Raw genomic sequence first — 17,909 nt, forward strand, 5'->3', positions numbered from 1 at the left:
AATGAAATTTTTTCATCAATTCTGGTGAAATCGCCCGGAAATTTTCAATTTAAAAGTTTGCATCATTTTTTTGGTAAACCCGTTGTTTTTTTATACATATAAATGAACGGAAAGGAGAAGTGTAAATGGAAAAAAACTCTCATTCTTCATCCGATAATCTTCTTCAGCTGAAACAAAAACTCATTCATTATAAATCAGAGCTTAACCATTATGAGCAAAAAATGAGGCAATACGAAAAAGCATTAGAACACGAAAAAGAAAATACAAGCTTTTGGAGAGAAAAACATGCTTCCCTCCTGAACCATTTAGACAGAGAAACCCCTTCTGAAGAACTTGAACGGAAAGTCAATCTGCTGACAAATAAACTAGCTGAACAGCAGCTTCTAAATGAACATTTACGGAAAAAGCTGTTCCAATCCGAACAAACGGTACAGATTCAGCAGAAGCCGTTGTCTAAACAAGATTTAGTCGCTTTTTTCATGTATTCGGTCGTTCTTCCTCATCAAATGGAAGACGACACAGTGATTATCGGTAACATTGTGATGAAAAATCAAACACCTGCAACCTTACACAATCCCACTCTTTGTCTGAAAATGTCCCCGCCATTAAGTGCTGCGTTAAGCGGAAAAATTATAAATTCAGACAAACCGGAGAGCGATTCCTTTTCCATTCATGAAACAGATGCTGAACAATGGGAATACGCTCATCCGAATTGGAAAGAAAAAATTAGAACAGACGGGGAATATTGGATTAAACCTGTCCACACAACCTCACTTCAACCGGAAAGCGTTTTATCATTTGATTCTTTTCAACTTGCCATCCGAGCAAGTCAGGATGTGACTTCGTTTGTAATGGAAGGATATTTCTATACGAAAGAATGGAAAGACGGCATCCCTTTTTCCAATAAAATTATCATCAATTTCCCGGTCTAATAATCATAAAAAACGGAGGAGTCCCATAAAGAAACTCCTCCGTTTTTTATAAAGCGATACGTGTTATCCGTGAAAATCAGATCCTCCTGAATAAAACAGATTGTAGCGAAGAGCCATTTTCATATACTGTCGTTCAAGATCAATGGTATGAAGCGGATGATACACTTCAATTCCATCAAAGCCCATTTCAAGAAGCTCTTCAATCATCTTTTCATTGCCAATAACAGCTGGATGCGCCAATACTGCTACCCCGCCGCTTTCTTGAATAAGCTCAATGCCTTCTTTCGGTTTTAATGCCATTTTCTCCACACTGCACGGTTTTCCGTCTCCTAAATATAAATCAAAAACGGTCTTTATGTCTTTGACGTATCCTTTGGCGACGACGGCTTTCGCGATATGCGGACGACCCACGGTGCCTCCTTGGCTAAATTGATGAACATCTTCCATCGTAATCTTCATGCCCAATGCTTGAAATTTTTCAACGATGATGGAAGCACGATGTTCCCGGTGATTTCTTATTTGTTGAAGGACACTTTTCAAACGCGGTGTCTCGGTTAAGCCATATCCTAAAATATCGACACGTTGCCCGTCATAATAAGTTGTCAGCTCAATTCCAGGGATTACCCGAACTCCAAGTCGCTGCCCTTCCGCTATGGCTTCTTCCAGCCCATCCATCGTATCATGGTCAGTAATGGCAATCGTTCGTTTTCCTAACTCTTTCATTTTAAAAACAACCTCTTTTGGAGACAGTGCCCCATCAGAAGCTGTCGTATGCATATGTAAATCATACGCCCCATCCTTAATCACTTGTCGAATATCCATGCTATTCTCCCCTCGATTATCCAGTTATATCTTCCGCACTGCCAAATAAGCCATAAACGCTTGAACAATGATTGATGTACACTCCATTTTAAAGGAAGAAGGTGACAAGAGAAAGTCTCTTCTCTTGTCACCTTCTCGTTTAAACATAACTACTCACATGTAGCTCCTACTTTAAAAAAGATTCCAAAAAGCCAGCTACCCCGGCAATAGCCAGCACTGTGATAAGTGGCATCGTCAAAATCGGAACATAAATAAAACCGAAATAAAGCACAATTGCACTCCACATTCCTGTACACCAATAACAACTAAGCAATTCGCCAATCCACTTTTGAATTCCCGTCCCTTTGACCTGTAAATAAGTAGACACGCTTCCGTCTTCTAACGTCTCTTCTATAATTTCATGGAATGGCTCTCGTAAAAACCACGTAATCTTATCAAACACAATTAATCTTGTTAAACGAAACACTGCCATAATCAAAATGACTAACTGCAGCCATGTAATACTCACCTGCACACCGCCTTTTCGTTAATAACGCTGAAATGTCAAATATGCATGTACATTGACCACTAAAAAAGCTAACGCAATGAGTTCATCGTGTTAGCTTCCCATCCTTTTTCTTTTCCTATCTCCTGACTAAATTTTAATAATGGAGATATCAATAACCGATTGCATTGGAATAAGTATCGGGTCCTTATGCGGAGGAATAATTAATGACAGTTCTTCTCTACTGACAGTTGTAATGGTTCCACGCGACGTTTTCTCCTTCGTTTTGACTTCACAAACCGGCTGTGACATATGCTTTGGAAATTGAGCTAAAAACGAAGCTTTTTCTTCAATGGTCATTTCTTGAAACATTTTGTTCGCTTTTTTCGATTCTTCCTTTTTCTTTTCATCTTGGATTGGCGCAATCAAGGAAAAAGTCGGTTCTTCCTTCGGTTGAGGCGACTGACTTTCCTCTTTTCCTTCCGCTCGTTCCTCTTGTTTTTCAGAAGAATCGGAGCTGAAAAAATACTGCATGGAATGTTTAGTTTCCTTGATATTAGGCTGTACAATATACATTAACGGGGCATTTGCTTCCGTTTTCGTTTCCGTTTTTTTCATTGAAGCATCCCTCCATTGATCAAATCAATCTCTCTTAAAAATGTATGCGAATACTTTAGAAAACTTGTTCTTTTTTTCTGTTACTCTACTCTAAAAAATTGCTCATTTTCACTCACAATGCTATAGTCAAGGTAATTCCTTACGATGAGGATATGCTTATTCTGCTTACTTATCTCTTGTTTAATAGTTAACAATCACCTTCATACAAAAGAACCATTCTACATCGCGTTAAAGGAGGGATCAAGATGCACATCTATAAAAGAAAAACAATTGGTGAACTAATCCAGGGAAATATCATTCTGCATCCGCTTTACCGAAGTGATGGTTTACTCTTTGTGAACAAGTATAAAAGATTATCCAACTCCATTTTATCCCATTTACGAAAGCTGTTCCCCGCTCATATAGAAGTACTTGTTGTTTCAACAGAAAACGACTTGAAGCAATTTATCGAGCTTCAAGAGTATGAAAACGAAGCCTTTTTAACTCTTTTGCAAGAAATCGTTCATCAATTTAATCAATACTTCAATGTATCCCTCGATATGACGAACTTTTACGATGAACGAGTGAATCCCTCTGAGCGTAAAGAAGCAAATGGAACTAATCATTCCTTTCATGAATTCCTGACCTCTCCTTCCTGGCAGCAACTGAATCACATATTTGATTCAGAACACCTTCTTGGAAGAAGTACGGTCATAAAAGGAGTCATTCATCAAAGACTGACAGAGGATTCATCGCTAGAAGCCATGTTTACGAGCATGAAAAACTACCACGATGTGTTAGCAGTCCACAGCATCAACACAGCGATTGTCAGTTTCATGATTGGACTCACATTGGAGTTAACAGATGAAGAATTAGTCGATTTAACAATTGCTACGTTATTTTGCAATATTGGATTTACGAAAAGCCCTGAAAAAGACTTTATGGACTACTTAAATTACGGCAGTCATCAAGAGCTGTTAGCAAGCCATATTAAGAGCTCGGTTGAACTAATGGCAGCTTCACCGTATTGTCGAAGACGCAACATTTTATTAGGTGTATACGATCATCACGAGCACTATAACGGGACAGGAGAACCTCTACAAAAAAAGGGAGAGGATATTCACTTGTTTGGCAGAATTATTGCGCTCGCCCAAGGATACGACGAAACGGTCGGCGGATATGTACAGGAAAGAAATGTGAACACATTGCAGGCAGTCGAAGAGATGTGGTCGAACAAAGGAGAAAAATATGATCCTGCTATCGTAGATATCTTTATTCGTCGTGCAGCCCTTTATAAAGTAGGACAGACCCTCCTTTTAAATGACTTTCGAAAAGGGGAAGTGATTGGTTTTGATGACTATATTCATTACCCAATTCATCCAATCGTCCGACTTACAGATGGTACCATCGTCAATTTTAAAAAATCGTGAACCATTAAAAAAGGGAGGATAGCACATCGGTCAATGTGCTATCCTCCCTCTTTATAAACAATATTTGATTGAATATAGAGATGCCTCTGAATTATCGCGCCATAATATGGAATCCAGAATCAACGTGAATATTTTCACCTGTAATGCCGCGAGCCATGTCACTGAATAAGAATACAGCTGTATCTCCTACTTCTTCAGGCGTTGTTGTACGGCGAAGTGGTGACGTTTCTTCGATTTCTTTTAAAATCGAGTTGAAATCGCTAATTCCTTTTGCTGAAAGAGTACGAATTGGGCCTGCTGAAATGGAGTTCACACGAATGCCGTATTTCCCTAAATCAGCTGCTAAATATTTCACACTCGCATCTAGAGAAGCTTTCGCTACACCCATAACGTTATAATTTTGAACCACACGCTCACCGCCAAGATATGTCAGCGTTACGATGCTGCCGCCTTCTGCCATTAGCTCTTTACTTGCTTTCGCTACAGCTGTTAAAGAGTATGAACTAATGTTGTGAGCAAGCAAGAAGCCATCACGAGTTGTGTTCATATACTCTCCTTGCAGTTCTTCTTTATGAGCGAACGCGATACAATGGGCAATTCCATGAATGACGCCTGCTTCTTCTTTAATTTGTGCAAAGCACTTCGCTACTTCTTCATCATTTGTAACATCACAAGGAAGAACAAGTGAATCATTACGATCTAAACTTTCTGCAAGCTCGCGAACGCTTTTCTCTAAACGTTCACCTGCATATGTAAAAATTAAACGCGCTCCCGCTTCATGAAGAGAACGAGCAATTCCCCATGCGATGCTGCGTTTGTTTGCGACGCCCATTACTACATACGTACGATTTTCTAAGGATAAAGCTTTCATCTTTTCATATCCTCCTACTTAATACAAGTTATTAGTACCTAGTCCTAATAATAGTATAGCATACCATACCTGCTATTTGTAAAGATAAATTCAAATTTCCCCTTCCTCGCCGTTTTTAAAAGCAAGACAAAGATTAACATCCTATAAAAAAAGAATTCCCGCTTTGGCGCAGGAATTCCTTTTTTACGTCTATTTTTTAGCATTCTTCACAAAATTCAAGAGCTCTTCTCAATTCGTTTACATACTCAAGTGAGCCTGTCACAATAAGTTTGTCTCCGATTTGCAATTCCGTATCTCCATGTGGAACGATGGAATCTTTCCCGCGGAAAATACGGACAAAAATAACATCTCCTGTGAAGGGGAAATTTCGTAAAGACAGCCCGTGATATTTGCTGCTTTCTAAATTAATTTCATAAAGAGCATTGTCTTGATTCGTCAAAATATTAATGACTTTTGGCGATTCAATTAATGCTTTCATTAACGCCTTCGTTGACAATAACACCGAGAACACTTCAATGCCTGCTTCTCTTAGCTGCTCCTCAAGTTCTGGTGTTTCCAGACGTGCAATGACACGATCTACTCCATACTCTTTAGCCGCAAGAGCAATATCAGCATTTCCTTGCTCACTTCCTGACGTAATCACTAACACATCCGTATCAAACACACCATATTCTTTTAATGTATCTAAATCATAGCTATCAATTTCTTCAATGTGAAACACAGGATTAGCAATGACTTCATCCAGTTTTTCCTGCTTCAAATGATAAATCGTGTAATCATACAGCTTCCCGTTTAATTCGCGAACAACCGGCAAGGTGAACTGATTGGCCCCAATAAATTTAACGGTAATTCTTGTCCCTTCCTCCTCTTTTTTCGGAAACAATTTCTTAAAGAAAATCGGAGTAAAGATACACGTAATAATGGCTACAAGAATGAGCGCACCGGACATTTGCGCATCAATGACACCAACTTTTTCCCCAATTGTAGCTGCCGCAATTACAAGCGATAAAGTTGAAGTCAGTAAGAAACCTGAAGCTAATACCGTTTTTGTATCATACCAAATGCGCAAAATGAATACTGGCAAAATTTTAGACAATAACAAAGCCAACAACAGCAATGGCATTAAAATAATAACCCTCGTATCCGTAAATAAAGACCAAACATCTAGATTCACACCGACCATCACGAAAAAGATTGGAATTAAAAAGCCATATCCAAAGGAATCAAGCTTGTGAACCAAGTCTTGGTTCGGCGATAAAAGAGAAACTAGCACCCCGGCTAAGAAAGCACCTAAAATATTTTCTGCCCCAATGGATTCTGATACAGCAACGAGTACGATAATGAGTGTAAACACCGCTCTCGTTCCGATTTGAATGGTTCCTTTTGACATCGTCTCAAGAAACGAACGATGCTGAAACACTTTTCCAATGAAGTAAAAGATAATCCCTACTCCGAATAATACGAGTAATAGCCATGTGTTTCCGCCATTCTCATCATAAATGGAAACAAAGACCGCCAATAATACCATCGTTACAAGGTCGGCAATAACGGCCACAAGTAAAATCGTTTGTCCTACATTTGTTTTCATAATTTGGGCGTCTTTTAACGTTGGGACGACTACCCCTAATGAAATCGTAGAAATAATGAGCGTCATTAAAAACGCGTTTTCAATAAATCCTGTCCATACAAAGATATAGGATAAAAACAGCGAAAGGAAAAAGATGGCGACAAACACGATTAGCGATGTGAAAAATGCATTCGGTGCGTCTTTTCCATTTGGAAGTTTTTCCTTCTTTTTATTTCCGGCAAATGCGGCAAAATCAATTTCCAATCCGCTCAAAAACATTAAGAAAATAAATCCGAGCGTTGATAAAGTTTCCAGCCACATATCTTGTTCTACAATATCCAATCCGCTTTTTCCGATAATAAGTCCCATAATGATTTCCGCTACAACGACAGGAATAGCCCGGAGCTTAAAGCGGTGAAGCAAAATGGGAGTCAAAAAAGCGACAATGATGACAATCAGCAAAGATGTTACTGAAGCATGATGTTCCATATTCAGCCTTCCCTCCTAGTTCATAAAACAGCTTATTGTAAATAACCCATAAACATGGTAGCTAAGCCAAAATAAATTAAAATACTAATAATATCATTAATCGTCGTAATAAATGGACCAGAAGCAACCGCAGGGTCAATGTTTAAGCGATGCATCATAAGAGGGACAAGAGCGCCTGCCAACGTAGCTACAATTAACGTAGCAAAAATGGAAATCCCCACAAGGCCCCCTAAGAAAATATCTCCTTGCCACACATACACAATAATGGTCACTAAAATCCCACACGTTCCTCCAGTAATAATACCGGTTCCTGCTTCTCTTGTAATGAGTCGCCACTTACTTCCGCTTTCTACGTCTCCTGTCGCTAACCCTCTAACTGCTACCGCTAACGCCTGAGTGCCTGTATTTCCAGCCATCCCGGCAATAAGTGGAATAAACACAGCCAAAATCGCGACTTGGTTCAATGTATCCTCAAACCGCCCAATTAGACTGGCAGTGAACATACCTAAAAACAGTAAAATGACGAGCCACGGCAATCGTTTGCGTGCCGCACTGAATGGTCCTTTATCTACTTTATCTACATCACTGACACCAGCCAGCTTTGAATAGTCATCAGACGCTTCTTCATCGATAACATCAATGACGTCATCTACTGTAATAATTCCGAGCAGATGATACTGAAAATCCACAACCGGTAAAGCTAAAAAGTTGTAGTCTCGCATTTTTTTCGCGACTTCTTCTTGATCTTCCGCAACAGATACGGAAACAACCCGATCATACATGATGTCGGCTATCATCGCTTCGTCATCCGAGACGATGAGATCACGAAGCGATACAACCCCTACAAGCTTTTTTTCATCATCAATCACGTATATGTAATAAATGGTTTCTGCTTCCGGGGCTTCCCGCTTTAGAATATCCATCGCTAAACGCACATTTTGGTTTGCCTGGACAGCGACATACTCTGTTGTCATGATACTTCCAGCTGTGTATTCTTCATAATGAAGGAGTTCTTTAATTTCTTTGGCAGCTTCATCATTCATGATGGTTAAATAGCTAGCTACCTGCTCCTTATCCAGTTCATTTAAGACATCAACTGCATCATCCGCATACATATGGGAAAGCATGTCAGCCGCAAAAGATGGATGCATCGCAGACATTAGTTCCTGATACTCATCCTCTTGCACTTCCAGCGTCTCAAAAATATAGGCTACTTCATTTGGAGATAAAAAACCATACAGCGCCAGTCTTTGTTCATCTTTTAATTCAGCAAAAAATTTCGCCTGATCATAAGAAGGAAGGACAAGAAACGCATCGCGAAACTCGGTAATTTTTTCTTCTTCCAACAACGTCAGCAACGTTTGCTCGGTGGCTTCCCACCATTCTTTTTCATCCGAACGGCCCATATGTTCCCCCCCTTTCCGATTCGAAACTCATTTAACTTTATTATGAACAAGAAGGAAAATGCAACTAATATCTTTCAATCTTAACGAACATTTAAAATTCACCAGTCACTTTTCATCGAGATTATGTCCATATCCTTCCCAAATTAGGGAACCATACAAAAGATGGCCGTTTTATTTATTAATGAATTTACTCTTATATTCCTGTATAGTTGACACGAACAACTTGCCATTTTATTTGACGGAAAGGATGGATACAGATGAAATTTGATATAATCGGGGATATTCACGGCTGTTACAAAGAATTGGTCCAATTAACGGAAAAACTAGGCTACTCTTGGGCGCAAGGACTGCCAAAACATCCCGAGGGACGGCAATTAGTATTTGTCGGAGATTTGACAGATCGAGGACCTCGCTCGTTAGACACGGTCCGCATCGTACATAAGCTTGTTGTTCAAGAACAGGACGCCCACTACTGTCCCGGAAATCACTGTAACAAATTGTATCGCTTCTTTCTAGGAAATAAGGTTCAAATCACACACGGACTTGAAACAACCGCAGCCGAATATGACAGCCTTTCATCAACAGACCAAAAAGCCATCCGCCATCAATTTATGGAACTATACGAGATGGCCCCCCTTTATTTGCAACTTGATGGCAATAACGTGATTGTCGCTCATGCTGGGATTCGGGAAGATTATATTGGAAAGTTTAGTAACAAAGTAAAAACCTTTGTTTTATATGGAGACATCACAGGTGAAACACATCCTGACGGTTCTCCTGTACGCCGAGATTGGGCACAGCATTATAAAGGAAAGGCACTCATTGTGTATGGGCACACACCAGTCAAACAGCCCAGACGAATCAATAACACCATTAACATTGATACGGGTGCTGTATTTGGAGGAGAACTAACCGCTTTTCGCTACCCTGAACAAGAAACCGTTTCTGTCCCCTCCTCCATGCCTTACGTAGCAGAAAAGTTTCGCTCCTTTGATGAATAGTATTTGTTGATCGCAACTAAAAAAACCGGACCGTCCGAATAAAGAGCTACGGACAATCCGGTTTTTCTTTCAATCTTCAACAGTGCAAACGAGTCTTTGCATGTCTTCAGGAATATCTGCCTTGAAAGAAAAGGAAGTTTGAAGAAACGGATGGTAAAAATGGAGTTCATAGCTGTGCAGTGCTTGACGCGCTACATGCTCCCTCTTGCCTCCATACAGTTCATCCCCAAGAAGCGGATAACCTAAATGCGCTAAGTGAACACGAATTTGATGGGTTCTTCCAGTTTCGAGCTTTAATTGGATGTATGTATAATCTTCTAATCGTTCCAACACTTCATAATGGGTCACCGCATGCTGACCGTCTGCCCTTACTTCCCGCTCGATAATGCTTTCTGTTTTGCGTCCGATGGGAGCATTAATCGTTCCAACGTCATCTGCTATCACGCCATGGACGAGAGCACGGTAAGTGCGCTTAATTTGGTGAAGCTTTTGCTCTCGCGAAAATAAATGGTGAACATGCCTATGTTTAGCCACAATTAACAAACCCGAAGTGTCACGGTCCAATCGATTCACTAAATGAACGGTCGAAGAAAGATGATGTTGGTCATAATAATGCAACAGTCCGTGACTCAACGATCCTGTCGGATGCTCACGAGATGGAATGCTCGATAGAAAAGGCGGCTTATTAATCACCAGAATGTATTCATCCTCGTATACCACATCGAGCGCGATCGGCTCTGACATTAACCCGTCACTACGTATTTCCGGCGGGAATAAAACAGATAGGACATCTCCCTCTTTTAAACGATGACGAACCGTCACATGCTCTCCATTCACGCGAATGTCGCCTCCGTTAAATTTAATGTCCGTCAGAGCTGTCTTGGAAATGTTCTGCTCCTGCAAAAATTCCTTCACGAAACGACCGCTGTCTTTTTCGTCCACTTTCCATGTCAATGTAAACAGTTCACTCATTCTTTTCTTTCCCTTCGATGAAAACACATTGTTATGAATTCGTTTCAGAACATAAGCCGACCAGAATACATCTAAATCGGTCGGCTTACACTTTTAATCACAAACGAACGAATCTCTTACCCTTTGCCAAAATGGAAAAGCACGGAAACGAGCAAAGCGGATTTTCTCATCAGCTACACGAAATTGAATGGATTTAACATCCTTATGTAAAAGTGTAAGATGATCAATGGTAATTTGATAATCTACATCATTAATTGGCTTTAGCATGCACGTATGATGTGACGGCAAAATGAGTGGAGATCCAATCGTACGGAACACTCGGTTGTTAATGGATGCCATCTCTGCTATTTGAAAAGCTTCGAGTGAAGGATGTAAGATGGCGCCTCCAAGAGATTTATTGTAGGCGGTGCTGCCTGAAGGTGTCGAAATACACAACCCGTCTCCTCGGAAAGTTTCGAATAACTGCCCTTTAATCTCCAAATTCATGACAAGCGATCCTTCTACACTTTTCACGGTGCATTCGTTCAAGGCTAAATAACGAGATTCGCGGTTTCCGTTTGTATAGCGAATAATGGCTTCTAATAAAGGATACTCGACCACTTGGTAGTGGGTTTTCGCAATCGCTATCACGAGCTTTTCAATTTCATCTGGAACCCAATCCGCATAAAATCCTAAGTGTCCTGTATGTACCCCAATAAAGGCTGTTTTATCAAGGCGCTTACTATATCGATGAAAGGCATACAGTAAAGTTCCGTCTCCTCCGACTGATATGACAATGTCTGGCTGATTTTCATCATATTCCAGCTGAAAATCAAGTAAATACCTACGCATCTTTTGCATAAGTGTATTAGAAGTTTGATCTCCTTTTGATGTAATCGCAAATTTCACCTTTTTCACCCCATCCCTTTTTCTTTCCTTGCCTCATTGCTATTCTGCCACGCTCTTTAAGTCCGCTCCGAGCAAAATCAACTTTGCTACTCTTCTGTGCTTTCTTGCTTACGCAAGAAAATCACCTGTGCTTCCTGAATTTCCCCGCGAATTTGCGACATTTCTTCATCCAATTGAAAAGCAGCTTCTGCCGCGCGGTGAAGGCGTTCTTTTATTTCTTCTGGGAAATTGCCGCTGTATTTATAGTTCAAAGAATGCTCAATCGTCGCCCAAAAATTCATGGCCAATGTCCGAATTTGAATTTCTACTAAGATTTTCTTTTCACCTTTGATAGTTTGTACCGGATAACGAATGACAACATGATAAGAACGATAACCGCTCGCTTTTTTCTGAGTAATATAGTCTCGCTCTTCCACAATCTCAAAATCCGTTCGTTGCCGAAGCATTTGGACAACCGGTTTAATATCATCAACAAATTGACACATCATGCGCAAACCGCCAATGTCCTGCATTTCTTCCTCCAACTTATCAAGGGAAATGCCCTTTCTTGCGGCTTTATCCAAAATGCTCGGAATTGGCTTTACTCTTCCTGTGACAAATTCAATCGGTGAATGCATGGACTGCATTTCAAATTGTGACCGCATTCCTTTCAGCTTCACCTTTAGCTCTTCCACTGCTTGTTTATAAGGAGCCAAAAATAAATCCCAATGCTGTATCATTGTTACAATGTCCCCCCATCTGCCAATACTCACAAGATGAATCTTTTCTTTTTCTTACGATTCATCTGCACGAGGTAGAAAACATTTTTCAACCGCCGTAACCATTTCCTCCCCGTAGTTAGCGTTTCCTTCAATATTGTCAATTAAATATTGAAGCTCTTCAAGAAAACCTTCTAACTGTAGCGTACGGTCACCGAGCTGTAAATAGACCCCATACTCACCATCAAGCGCTTCCTTTAAATCCATCCAAAATTTTTCACCTGTACTCACATAAACAAATTGATTATTTACGTCGATAATATAAATAAAGGATATGTTATCAGAATCGGTAATCATTTGAGCGGTTGCGCGGATTTCATTGATTTCTGCCTCAAATGGCTCTGTACTTAAATATAGTTGCTGTTGTTCAATACGACTTTCTACCACTTCAATTCGTTTTTGCATAAATAAACTCCTTCCAACAATCCAATTCGTTTTTTATTTTAACATAAGGATGAGGTGTGGGATAATAAGAACAGCCTCATCCTTATACAAGAAAGGAAAAGCTTTATGAAACAAGAATTAGAAATTGAATTTAAAAATTTATTAACAGCAGAAGAATTTCATCAACTCGCCTCTCATTTCTCGATTAAAGAGGACGATTTTATCACACAGGAAAATCATTATTTTGATACACCGGAATTTTCTTTAAAAGAAAACCGCAGTGCTTTACGAATTCGGAAAAAGCAAGAGAAATGCACCTTAACGTTAAAGCAGCCTCATCTAGACGGCCTGCTGGAATCACATCAATCGCTGTCTGATGAAGAAGCAGACATGCTCATGAACGAGACCGCCACACTGCAAGGAGACATTGCGGCTCTCTTAGAAGAACAAGGGATTGATACTGCGCGCATTCGTTATTTCGGCTCCTTAACAACAAAGCGTGCTGAATTTCCATATAAGAACGGCCTTCTCGTCTTGGATCACAGTTTTTACTTAAATAAAGACGATTATGAGCTGGAATTTGAAGCCGACGATTTTACAGTTGGACAGATCCAATTTATGGACTTACTCCATGAGTTTTCCATTCCTGTTCGCCCTACGGCAAACAAAATCCGGCGTTTTTATGAGCTGAAATATTCACAACAAAGGGAGGAGTAAGCATGGACGTTCAATCATTACGAACTTTATTGGAATTACAAGCTCTTCGCAATTTTTCAGGTGGTTCGATGTCTCCGTCCAATGAGAATGCTTCCATGTTCCAGCAATTGTTACAGGAACTCATAACAACACAAGAAACAACCGTGAAAAAAGAGGCGGCACTGCCCCTTTCGTTCAATTCATCGCTGCCTCCTTTAACGACGGCATCCTTGACGACGAAAGCCATCCCAAAGACTTCTTATTCGGGACCAGCTTCCGGCATGTCCAGCCTTGAGCGTATGATTGATCAAGCCGCTCAAAAATTTGACTTAGACCCTAAATTACTGAAATCTGTGATTCGTCATGAATCCAATTTCAATCCGAAAGCCAAAAGTCACGCAGGCGCTATGGGACTGATGCAGTTAATGCCCGCTACCGCTCGCTACTTAGGGGTGACAGATCCATATGATCCGATGCAAAACATTAGTGGAGGCGCTAAATATTTACGACAAATGCTTGATAAATATGATGGAAATCTGAATTTAGCGCTTGCCGCCTATAACGCCGGCCCCGGAAATGTTGATAAGTACGGAGGCATTCCACCTTTTAAAGAAACACAGCAGTACGTTCAAAAAATTACAAACACTTATTATGCATGATGCCCTTTTGATTCCACTGCACGCCGCAGCAAGGAATCAAAAGGCTTTTTTTGATTTAGAACCAATCCCTTTACATATGCTAACGTGGGACGTGCCAGCTCTGTGGCGCTAAATGAAAGGGGAAAGCGAATCGTTTGAGATATTATTATAGCGTTGATACAATAAAAGAAACTTTATTCACTAAAAGCCTTACCGCCCGTTTATACGGGATTAACGGCAAGTAACATATTTTGAAAGTATTTTTGTGAGTCTCTTCACTGCTTTCACGAACAATAGGTTTAAAGGAGTTATTACTATGACCAATCCAATGTATACGCCCTATGAGGCATTCGGTGAAGATTTGTTAACAAGGCTTGTAGATGCGTTTTATACACGAGTGGGCAAACACCCTGAACTCATGGACATTTTTCCCGATGATTTAACGGAAACGGCACGAAAACAGAAACAATTTTTAACGCAATACTTAGGAGGACCCGCACTTTATACAGAAGAACACGGGCACCCGATGCTTCGTGCGCGGCATCTTCCATTTCCGATTACCCCTTCTAGAGCAAAAGCATGGTTAAGCTGTATGAATGACGCGATGGATGAGGTTGGAATGGAAGGACAGATTCGCACCGAATTTTTTCAGCGTCTTGTGTTAACGGCCCAGCACATGATCAATACGCCGGAAAACCAAGATGAGGAAGGATTGTAACCTTGAGTGTTCAAGATTTTTATTCTAACCCCTCCTACTCGCTATCACAACTTTGTCAGGGCTCGAATAAGAAACCGCTGGAAATTTATTTCTTTATCGACCCCTTATGTCCTGAGTGCTGGGCGCTTGAACCAATCGTCAAAAAGCTTCAAATTGAGTACGGACAGTTCTTTACATTAAAACATGTGCTGAGCGGACGTTTAACTACTTTAAATGTAAGACCAAAACAACAATGGGAAGATATGGCACGCGTATGGGAGCGAACAGCGAGTCGTTCAGGAATGTCCTGTGACGGAAACCTATGGCTTGAAAATCCAATCGATTCTCCTTATTCCGCCTCTATTGCGATCAAAGCAGCGGGCTTACAAGGGAAAAAGCAAGGCATTCGCTTTTTACGGAAGGTGCAAGAAGTTGTCTTTTTAGAAAAACAAAATGTGTCCGATGAGGAAGTCCTGATGCAATGTGCAAAAGAAATTGGATTGGATATTGAAGAGTTTTCCAAAGATTTACGTTCAGAGTCCGCATCAAAAGCTTTTCAATGTGATGGGAAAATTACAGCGGAGATGGATGTAGATGAAATTCCAACGCTCGTTTTCTTTAACGAAGATGTCGAAGAAGAAGGCATTAAAGTGACAGGCTGTTATCCATATGAGATGTATGTACAAATCCTGCACGAAATGCTCGGCTATACTCCAGAGCCCTCACCTTTGCCATCATTGGACATGTTTTTACAGCACTTTAAATTTGTAGCCACAACGGAAGTCGCCGTTGTCTATAACGTTTCTCCAAAAGAAGCAGAGCGTGAATTAAAGAAAATGCAGTTGCAGCAAAAAGTAGAACAAGTTCCCGTCAAATACGGAACGTTCTGGAAGTATGTTGATTATTAAAAAACAACAAAAAAGACCCGGAAATCCGGGTCTTTTTTGTTTGTCTTAAGACAACAAGGGGATGGGAGAAATTTTTCACGGTCAAACAAAGGGGTATATGTTTGTTTGTGATAAACTTCACACTAATAATATAGCAAATTATGTCGAGTTTTGACAAGTGCTTTTTTTAGAATTCACAATTTGGACAAAAACAGTGTTTTTAACCAACAGAAGAAGCTTGTATGAAAAGCTCTTAACATATGCGCATATACATCAACCATATAGAAAAGGAGGTCCTGCTATGCAAACCATATTATTAATTGGAGGAATCATCGCGGTTATCGGTACGTTTACTTTTTACTTTTTGTCGCTTATGAATTTAGCGCCAATTTTATTAGCCGCTCCCCTCCTTTTTTTAGCGATTTTATTCACTCTTTGGCTCTTCAATATTCGCAAGCAATTTAAGGGCTTTTAATTAAAAAATTTTTCAAAAAGAAAAAGGCTGTGTGAAAAGGATAATTCCCTCTTTCCACACAGCCTCTTCTTACAAGGAAGCGAGTAATTGCTCCATCTCTGTTAACTTCTCTTCAAATACCGCAAGCGCTTCTTCAATCGGCTTCGAGGTCGTCATATCCACCCCTGCTTTTTTCAGCACATTAATTGGATAATCTGAACTTCCCGCTTTTAAGAAACCGAGATAGCGTTCAACTGCTGGCTCGCCTTCTTCTAATATTTGTTTACTTAACGCAGCAGCAGCACTAAAGCCTGTCGCATATTGATAAACATAATAATTGTAGTAGAAATGAGGAATCCGTGCCCACTCCAAGCCAATCTCCTCATCAATATGCAAGCCGTCTCCAAAATACTTCTTATTAAGCTCATAATAAACGTTCGTCAACAATTCTGGTGTTAACGGCTCACCGTTTTGAGCGCGAATATGAATATCATGCTCAAATTCAGCAAACATCGTTTGACGGAAAACCGTACCACGGAACCCTTCTAAGTAATGGTTCAGCAAATATAATCGCTTTTTCGGATCGTCTATCGTTTTTAACAGATGATCATTCAACAGCGCTTCGTTGCACGTAGATGCGACTTCCGCTACAAAAATGGAGTAGTCTCCATATGGATACGGCTGAGTTTGGCGTGTATAGTAGCTGTGTACAGAATGACCAAACTCATGAGCTAATGTAAACAAGTTATTCACATTGTTCTGCCAGTTCATTAAAATATACGGGTTCGTTCCATAAGTTCCAGAAGAATAGGCACCGCTTCGTTTTCCTTTGTTTTCATGAATATCAACCCAGCGATTTTCGAATCCTTCCTTCAAGACGTTTATATAGTCCTCTCCAAGCGGAGTTAATCCCTCTAAAATGTATGTTTTTGCTTCATCATAAGTAACTTCCATTTTTACATCTTTTACGAGCGGTGTGTACAGATCATACACATGGAGCTCGTCCAGACCAAGCACTTTTTTACGCAGTTCCACGTAACGATGGAGCAAATGTAAATTCTCATTAACCGTTTTCACGAGATTGTCATACACTTCTTCTGGAATATTATTGTTACTTAAGGCGGCATGGCGGGCTGAATCGTAATGGCGGACACGAGCATTAAAATTATCTTTTTTTACCGTTCCGCTTAATGTACTGGCAAATGTGTTTTGAAATTTCCCGTATGTTTCATAAACCGCTTTGAATGCTTCTTCACGCACACGGCGGTCTTCACTCTCTAAAAAGCGGATGTAACGTCCATGTGTAATTTCAACTTCTTCTCCATTTTCATCTTTAATGGATGGAAATTGTAAATCTGCATTGTTTAACATCCCAAATGTATTACTTGATGCCCCCAATACTTCAGAAGCTTGAGCCAAGAGCCCCTCTTCTTCAGCTGACAACACATGCGGACGCTGACGGTTAATTTCATCTAGCGCATGTTCATACAACTGTAACGCTTCTTTTTCCTGTAAGAAACCTTTTAATCTTTGTTCATCAATCGACAGTAGTTCTGGTGTAACGAAAGAAAGCGAACTAGCGACTTCTGTATATAATGTTTTAATGCGATCATTTAACCCTTGATAGAACGAGTTCGTCGTATCTTGGTCATAGCGCATATGGGCATATGTATATAAAATGCTTGCCCTTCTCGTTAATTCATCTTGCGTTTGCAACGCTTCATACAACAAGTCAGCGGATTCACCGAGCTTCCCTTCGTACTTCGTCATATTCGGAATAAGCGCTTTTACTTGTGAAAACTCCTGTTCCCACGCCTCATCTGATGCAAAAATATCCTCTAATCTCCATGTGTCTTCCACTTTAATATCACTGCGGGCAGGCAGCTTCTTAACAGCAGCTTGTTCTGTCATTGTTCGTCCCTCCAATAATCGTTTG

Annotated in this window: 19 protein-coding genes; 8 read left to right on the forward strand and 11 right to left on the reverse strand. The window is 40.3% G+C overall.

Annotated elements, in window-relative coordinates; genetic code table 11:
- Positions 1 to 125 precede the first annotated feature (125 nt).
- Positions 126 to 932, forward strand: coding sequence for a hypothetical protein (locus tag ACXAEO_RS17435; RefSeq protein ID WP_474883293.1), 807 nt, complete (start codon positions 126 to 128; stop codon positions 930 to 932).
- Positions 933 to 995: 63 nt separating this feature from the next.
- Here ACXAEO_RS17435 and ACXAEO_RS17440 read toward each other — a convergent pair whose 3' ends face one another.
- The 3 genes from ACXAEO_RS17440 to ACXAEO_RS17450 form a co-directional block, all read right to left on the reverse strand.
- Positions 996 to 1,754, reverse strand: coding sequence for a PHP domain-containing protein (locus ACXAEO_RS17440; RefSeq protein WP_474883294.1), 759 nt, complete (start codon positions 1,752 to 1,754; stop codon positions 996 to 998).
- 166 nt (positions 1,755 to 1,920) lie between these two features.
- A complete protein-coding gene (locus ACXAEO_RS17445; RefSeq protein ID WP_474884264.1) occupies positions 1,921 to 2,256 on the reverse strand; it encodes a DUF1360 domain-containing protein in 336 nt (111 codons plus the stop codon).
- 132 nt (positions 2,257 to 2,388) lie between these two features.
- On the reverse strand, positions 2,389 to 2,856 hold the full coding sequence (locus ACXAEO_RS17450; protein WP_474883295.1) for a CotO family spore coat protein: 468 nt from the start codon (positions 2,854 to 2,856) through the stop codon (positions 2,389 to 2,391).
- A gap of 245 nt (positions 2,857 to 3,101) precedes the next feature.
- Between ACXAEO_RS17450 and ACXAEO_RS17455 the strand changes: the two genes are divergently transcribed.
- Entirely contained in the window at positions 3,102 to 4,265 is a 1,164-nt protein-coding gene (locus tag ACXAEO_RS17455) for an HD-GYP domain-containing protein (RefSeq protein WP_474883296.1), read from the forward strand.
- A gap of 91 nt (positions 4,266 to 4,356) precedes the next feature.
- On the opposite strand, the gene fabI is transcribed toward ACXAEO_RS17455, so the two are convergent.
- The 3 genes from fabI to mgtE form a co-directional block, all read right to left on the reverse strand.
- Positions 4,357 to 5,136 carry an enoyl-ACP reductase FabI gene (gene fabI / locus ACXAEO_RS17460; RefSeq protein ID WP_474883297.1) on the reverse strand — a complete coding sequence of 260 codons (780 nt, stop codon included), beginning with the start codon at positions 5,134 to 5,136 and terminating at the stop codon, positions 4,357 to 4,359.
- A 196-nt stretch (positions 5,137 to 5,332) separates the two neighbouring features.
- Positions 5,333 to 7,192 (reverse strand): monovalent cation:proton antiporter family protein, encoded by a 1,860-nt coding sequence (locus ACXAEO_RS17465; protein ID WP_474883298.1) that lies wholly within the window; start codon positions 7,190 to 7,192, stop codon positions 5,333 to 5,335.
- A gap of 32 nt (positions 7,193 to 7,224) precedes the next feature.
- On the reverse strand, positions 7,225 to 8,598 hold the full coding sequence (mgtE, locus tag ACXAEO_RS17470; RefSeq protein ID WP_474883299.1) for a magnesium transporter: 1,374 nt from the start codon (positions 8,596 to 8,598) through the stop codon (positions 7,225 to 7,227).
- Between the two features lie 257 nt (positions 8,599 to 8,855).
- Here mgtE and prpE point away from each other — a divergent pair, with 257 nt between their 5' ends.
- Positions 8,856 to 9,599 carry a bis(5'-nucleosyl)-tetraphosphatase PrpE gene (gene prpE, locus ACXAEO_RS17475; RefSeq protein ID WP_474883300.1) on the forward strand — a complete coding sequence of 248 codons (744 nt, stop codon included), beginning with the start codon at positions 8,856 to 8,858 and terminating at the stop codon, positions 9,597 to 9,599.
- A gap of 69 nt (positions 9,600 to 9,668) precedes the next feature.
- On the opposite strand, the gene ACXAEO_RS17480 is transcribed toward prpE, so the two are convergent.
- The 4 genes from ACXAEO_RS17480 to ACXAEO_RS17495 form a co-directional block, all read right to left on the reverse strand.
- Positions 9,669 to 10,571, reverse strand: a complete 903-nt coding sequence (locus ACXAEO_RS17480) for an RluA family pseudouridine synthase (protein WP_474883301.1) — start codon at positions 10,569 to 10,571, stop codon at positions 9,669 to 9,671.
- Positions 10,572 to 10,664: 93 nt separating this feature from the next.
- Complete coding sequence (locus ACXAEO_RS17485; protein ID WP_474883302.1) at positions 10,665 to 11,459, reverse strand: NAD kinase; 795 nt, start codon at positions 11,457 to 11,459, stop codon at positions 10,665 to 10,667.
- 86 nt (positions 11,460 to 11,545) lie between these two features.
- Positions 11,546 to 12,178, reverse strand: a complete 633-nt coding sequence (yjbM, locus tag ACXAEO_RS17490; protein ID WP_474883303.1) for a GTP diphosphokinase — start codon at positions 12,176 to 12,178, stop codon at positions 11,546 to 11,548.
- Between the two features lie 54 nt (positions 12,179 to 12,232).
- Entirely contained in the window at positions 12,233 to 12,622 is a 390-nt protein-coding gene (locus tag ACXAEO_RS17495; RefSeq protein ID WP_474883304.1) for a UPF0738 family protein, read from the reverse strand.
- A 105-nt stretch (positions 12,623 to 12,727) separates the two neighbouring features.
- On the opposite strand from ACXAEO_RS17495, the gene ACXAEO_RS17500 reads away from it, so the two are divergent.
- The 5 genes from ACXAEO_RS17500 (at position 12,728) to ACXAEO_RS17520 (ending at position 15,994) form a co-directional block, all read left to right on the forward strand.
- A complete protein-coding gene (locus ACXAEO_RS17500; RefSeq protein ID WP_474883305.1) occupies positions 12,728 to 13,318 on the forward strand; it encodes a CYTH domain-containing protein in 591 nt (196 codons plus the stop codon).
- A gap of 2 nt (positions 13,319 to 13,320) precedes the next feature.
- On the forward strand, positions 13,321 to 13,956 hold the full coding sequence (locus ACXAEO_RS17505) for a lytic transglycosylase domain-containing protein (protein ID WP_474883306.1): 636 nt from the start codon (positions 13,321 to 13,323) through the stop codon (positions 13,954 to 13,956).
- Between the two features lie 295 nt (positions 13,957 to 14,251).
- A complete protein-coding gene (locus ACXAEO_RS17510; RefSeq protein ID WP_474883307.1) occupies positions 14,252 to 14,653 on the forward strand; it encodes a globin domain-containing protein in 402 nt (133 codons plus the stop codon).
- 2 nt (positions 14,654 to 14,655) lie between these two features.
- A complete protein-coding gene (locus ACXAEO_RS17515; protein ID WP_474883308.1) occupies positions 14,656 to 15,540 on the forward strand; it encodes a ClpXP adapter SpxH family protein in 885 nt (294 codons plus the stop codon).
- Between the two features lie 280 nt (positions 15,541 to 15,820).
- Positions 15,821 to 15,994 carry a hypothetical protein gene (locus tag ACXAEO_RS17520; protein ID WP_474883309.1) on the forward strand — a complete coding sequence of 58 codons (174 nt, stop codon included), beginning with the start codon at positions 15,821 to 15,823 and terminating at the stop codon, positions 15,992 to 15,994.
- 69 nt (positions 15,995 to 16,063) lie between these two features.
- On the opposite strand, the gene pepF is transcribed toward ACXAEO_RS17520, so the two are convergent.
- Positions 16,064 to 17,884 (reverse strand): oligoendopeptidase F, encoded by a 1,821-nt coding sequence (pepF, locus tag ACXAEO_RS17525; protein ID WP_474883310.1) that lies wholly within the window; start codon positions 17,882 to 17,884, stop codon positions 16,064 to 16,066.
- Positions 17,885 to 17,909: the final 25 nt, after the last annotated feature.

The sequence above is a fragment of the Bacillus sp. ABA4_010 genome, from assembly GCF_056159105.1.

What these genes read in the sequence shown, in the direction of transcription:
- ACXAEO_RS17500 (WP_474883305.1), top strand. Translation starts at nt 12,728, where the DNA reads ATGAAACAAGAATTAGAAATTGAATTTAAAAATTTATTAACAGCAGAA.
- ACXAEO_RS17520 (WP_474883309.1), top strand. Translation starts at nt 15,821, where the DNA reads ATGCAAACCATATTATTAATTGGAGGAATCATCGCGGTTATCGGTACG.
- mgtE (WP_474883299.1), bottom strand. Translation starts at nt 8,598, where the DNA reads ATGGGCCGTTCGGATGAAAAAGAATGGTGGGAAGCCACCGAGCAAACG.
- ACXAEO_RS17455 (WP_474883296.1), top strand. Translation starts at nt 3,102, where the DNA reads ATGCACATCTATAAAAGAAAAACAATTGGTGAACTAATCCAGGGAAAT.
- ACXAEO_RS17510 (WP_474883307.1), top strand. Translation starts at nt 14,252, where the DNA reads ATGACCAATCCAATGTATACGCCCTATGAGGCATTCGGTGAAGATTTG.
- ACXAEO_RS17505 (WP_474883306.1), top strand. Translation starts at nt 13,321, where the DNA reads ATGGACGTTCAATCATTACGAACTTTATTGGAATTACAAGCTCTTCGC.
- ACXAEO_RS17440 (WP_474883294.1), bottom strand. Translation starts at nt 1,754, where the DNA reads ATGGATATTCGACAAGTGATTAAGGATGGGGCGTATGATTTACATATG.
- ACXAEO_RS17480 (WP_474883301.1), bottom strand. Translation starts at nt 10,571, where the DNA reads ATGAGTGAACTGTTTACATTGACATGGAAAGTGGACGAAAAAGACAGC.
- ACXAEO_RS17465 (WP_474883298.1), bottom strand. Translation starts at nt 7,192, where the DNA reads ATGGAACATCATGCTTCAGTAACATCTTTGCTGATTGTCATCATTGTC.
- ACXAEO_RS17435 (WP_474883293.1), top strand. Translation starts at nt 126, where the DNA reads ATGGAAAAAAACTCTCATTCTTCATCCGATAATCTTCTTCAGCTGAAA.
- ACXAEO_RS17450 (WP_474883295.1), bottom strand. Translation starts at nt 2,856, where the DNA reads ATGAAAAAAACGGAAACGAAAACGGAAGCAAATGCCCCGTTAATGTAT.
- yjbM (WP_474883303.1), bottom strand. Translation starts at nt 12,178, where the DNA reads ATGATACAGCATTGGGATTTATTTTTGGCTCCTTATAAACAAGCAGTG.
- fabI (WP_474883297.1), bottom strand. Translation starts at nt 5,136, where the DNA reads ATGAAAGCTTTATCCTTAGAAAATCGTACGTATGTAGTAATGGGCGTC.
- pepF (WP_474883310.1), bottom strand. Translation starts at nt 17,884, where the DNA reads ATGACAGAACAAGCTGCTGTTAAGAAGCTGCCTGCCCGCAGTGATATT.
- ACXAEO_RS17495 (WP_474883304.1), bottom strand. Translation starts at nt 12,622, where the DNA reads ATGCAAAAACGAATTGAAGTGGTAGAAAGTCGTATTGAACAACAGCAA.
- prpE (WP_474883300.1), top strand. Translation starts at nt 8,856, where the DNA reads ATGAAATTTGATATAATCGGGGATATTCACGGCTGTTACAAAGAATTG.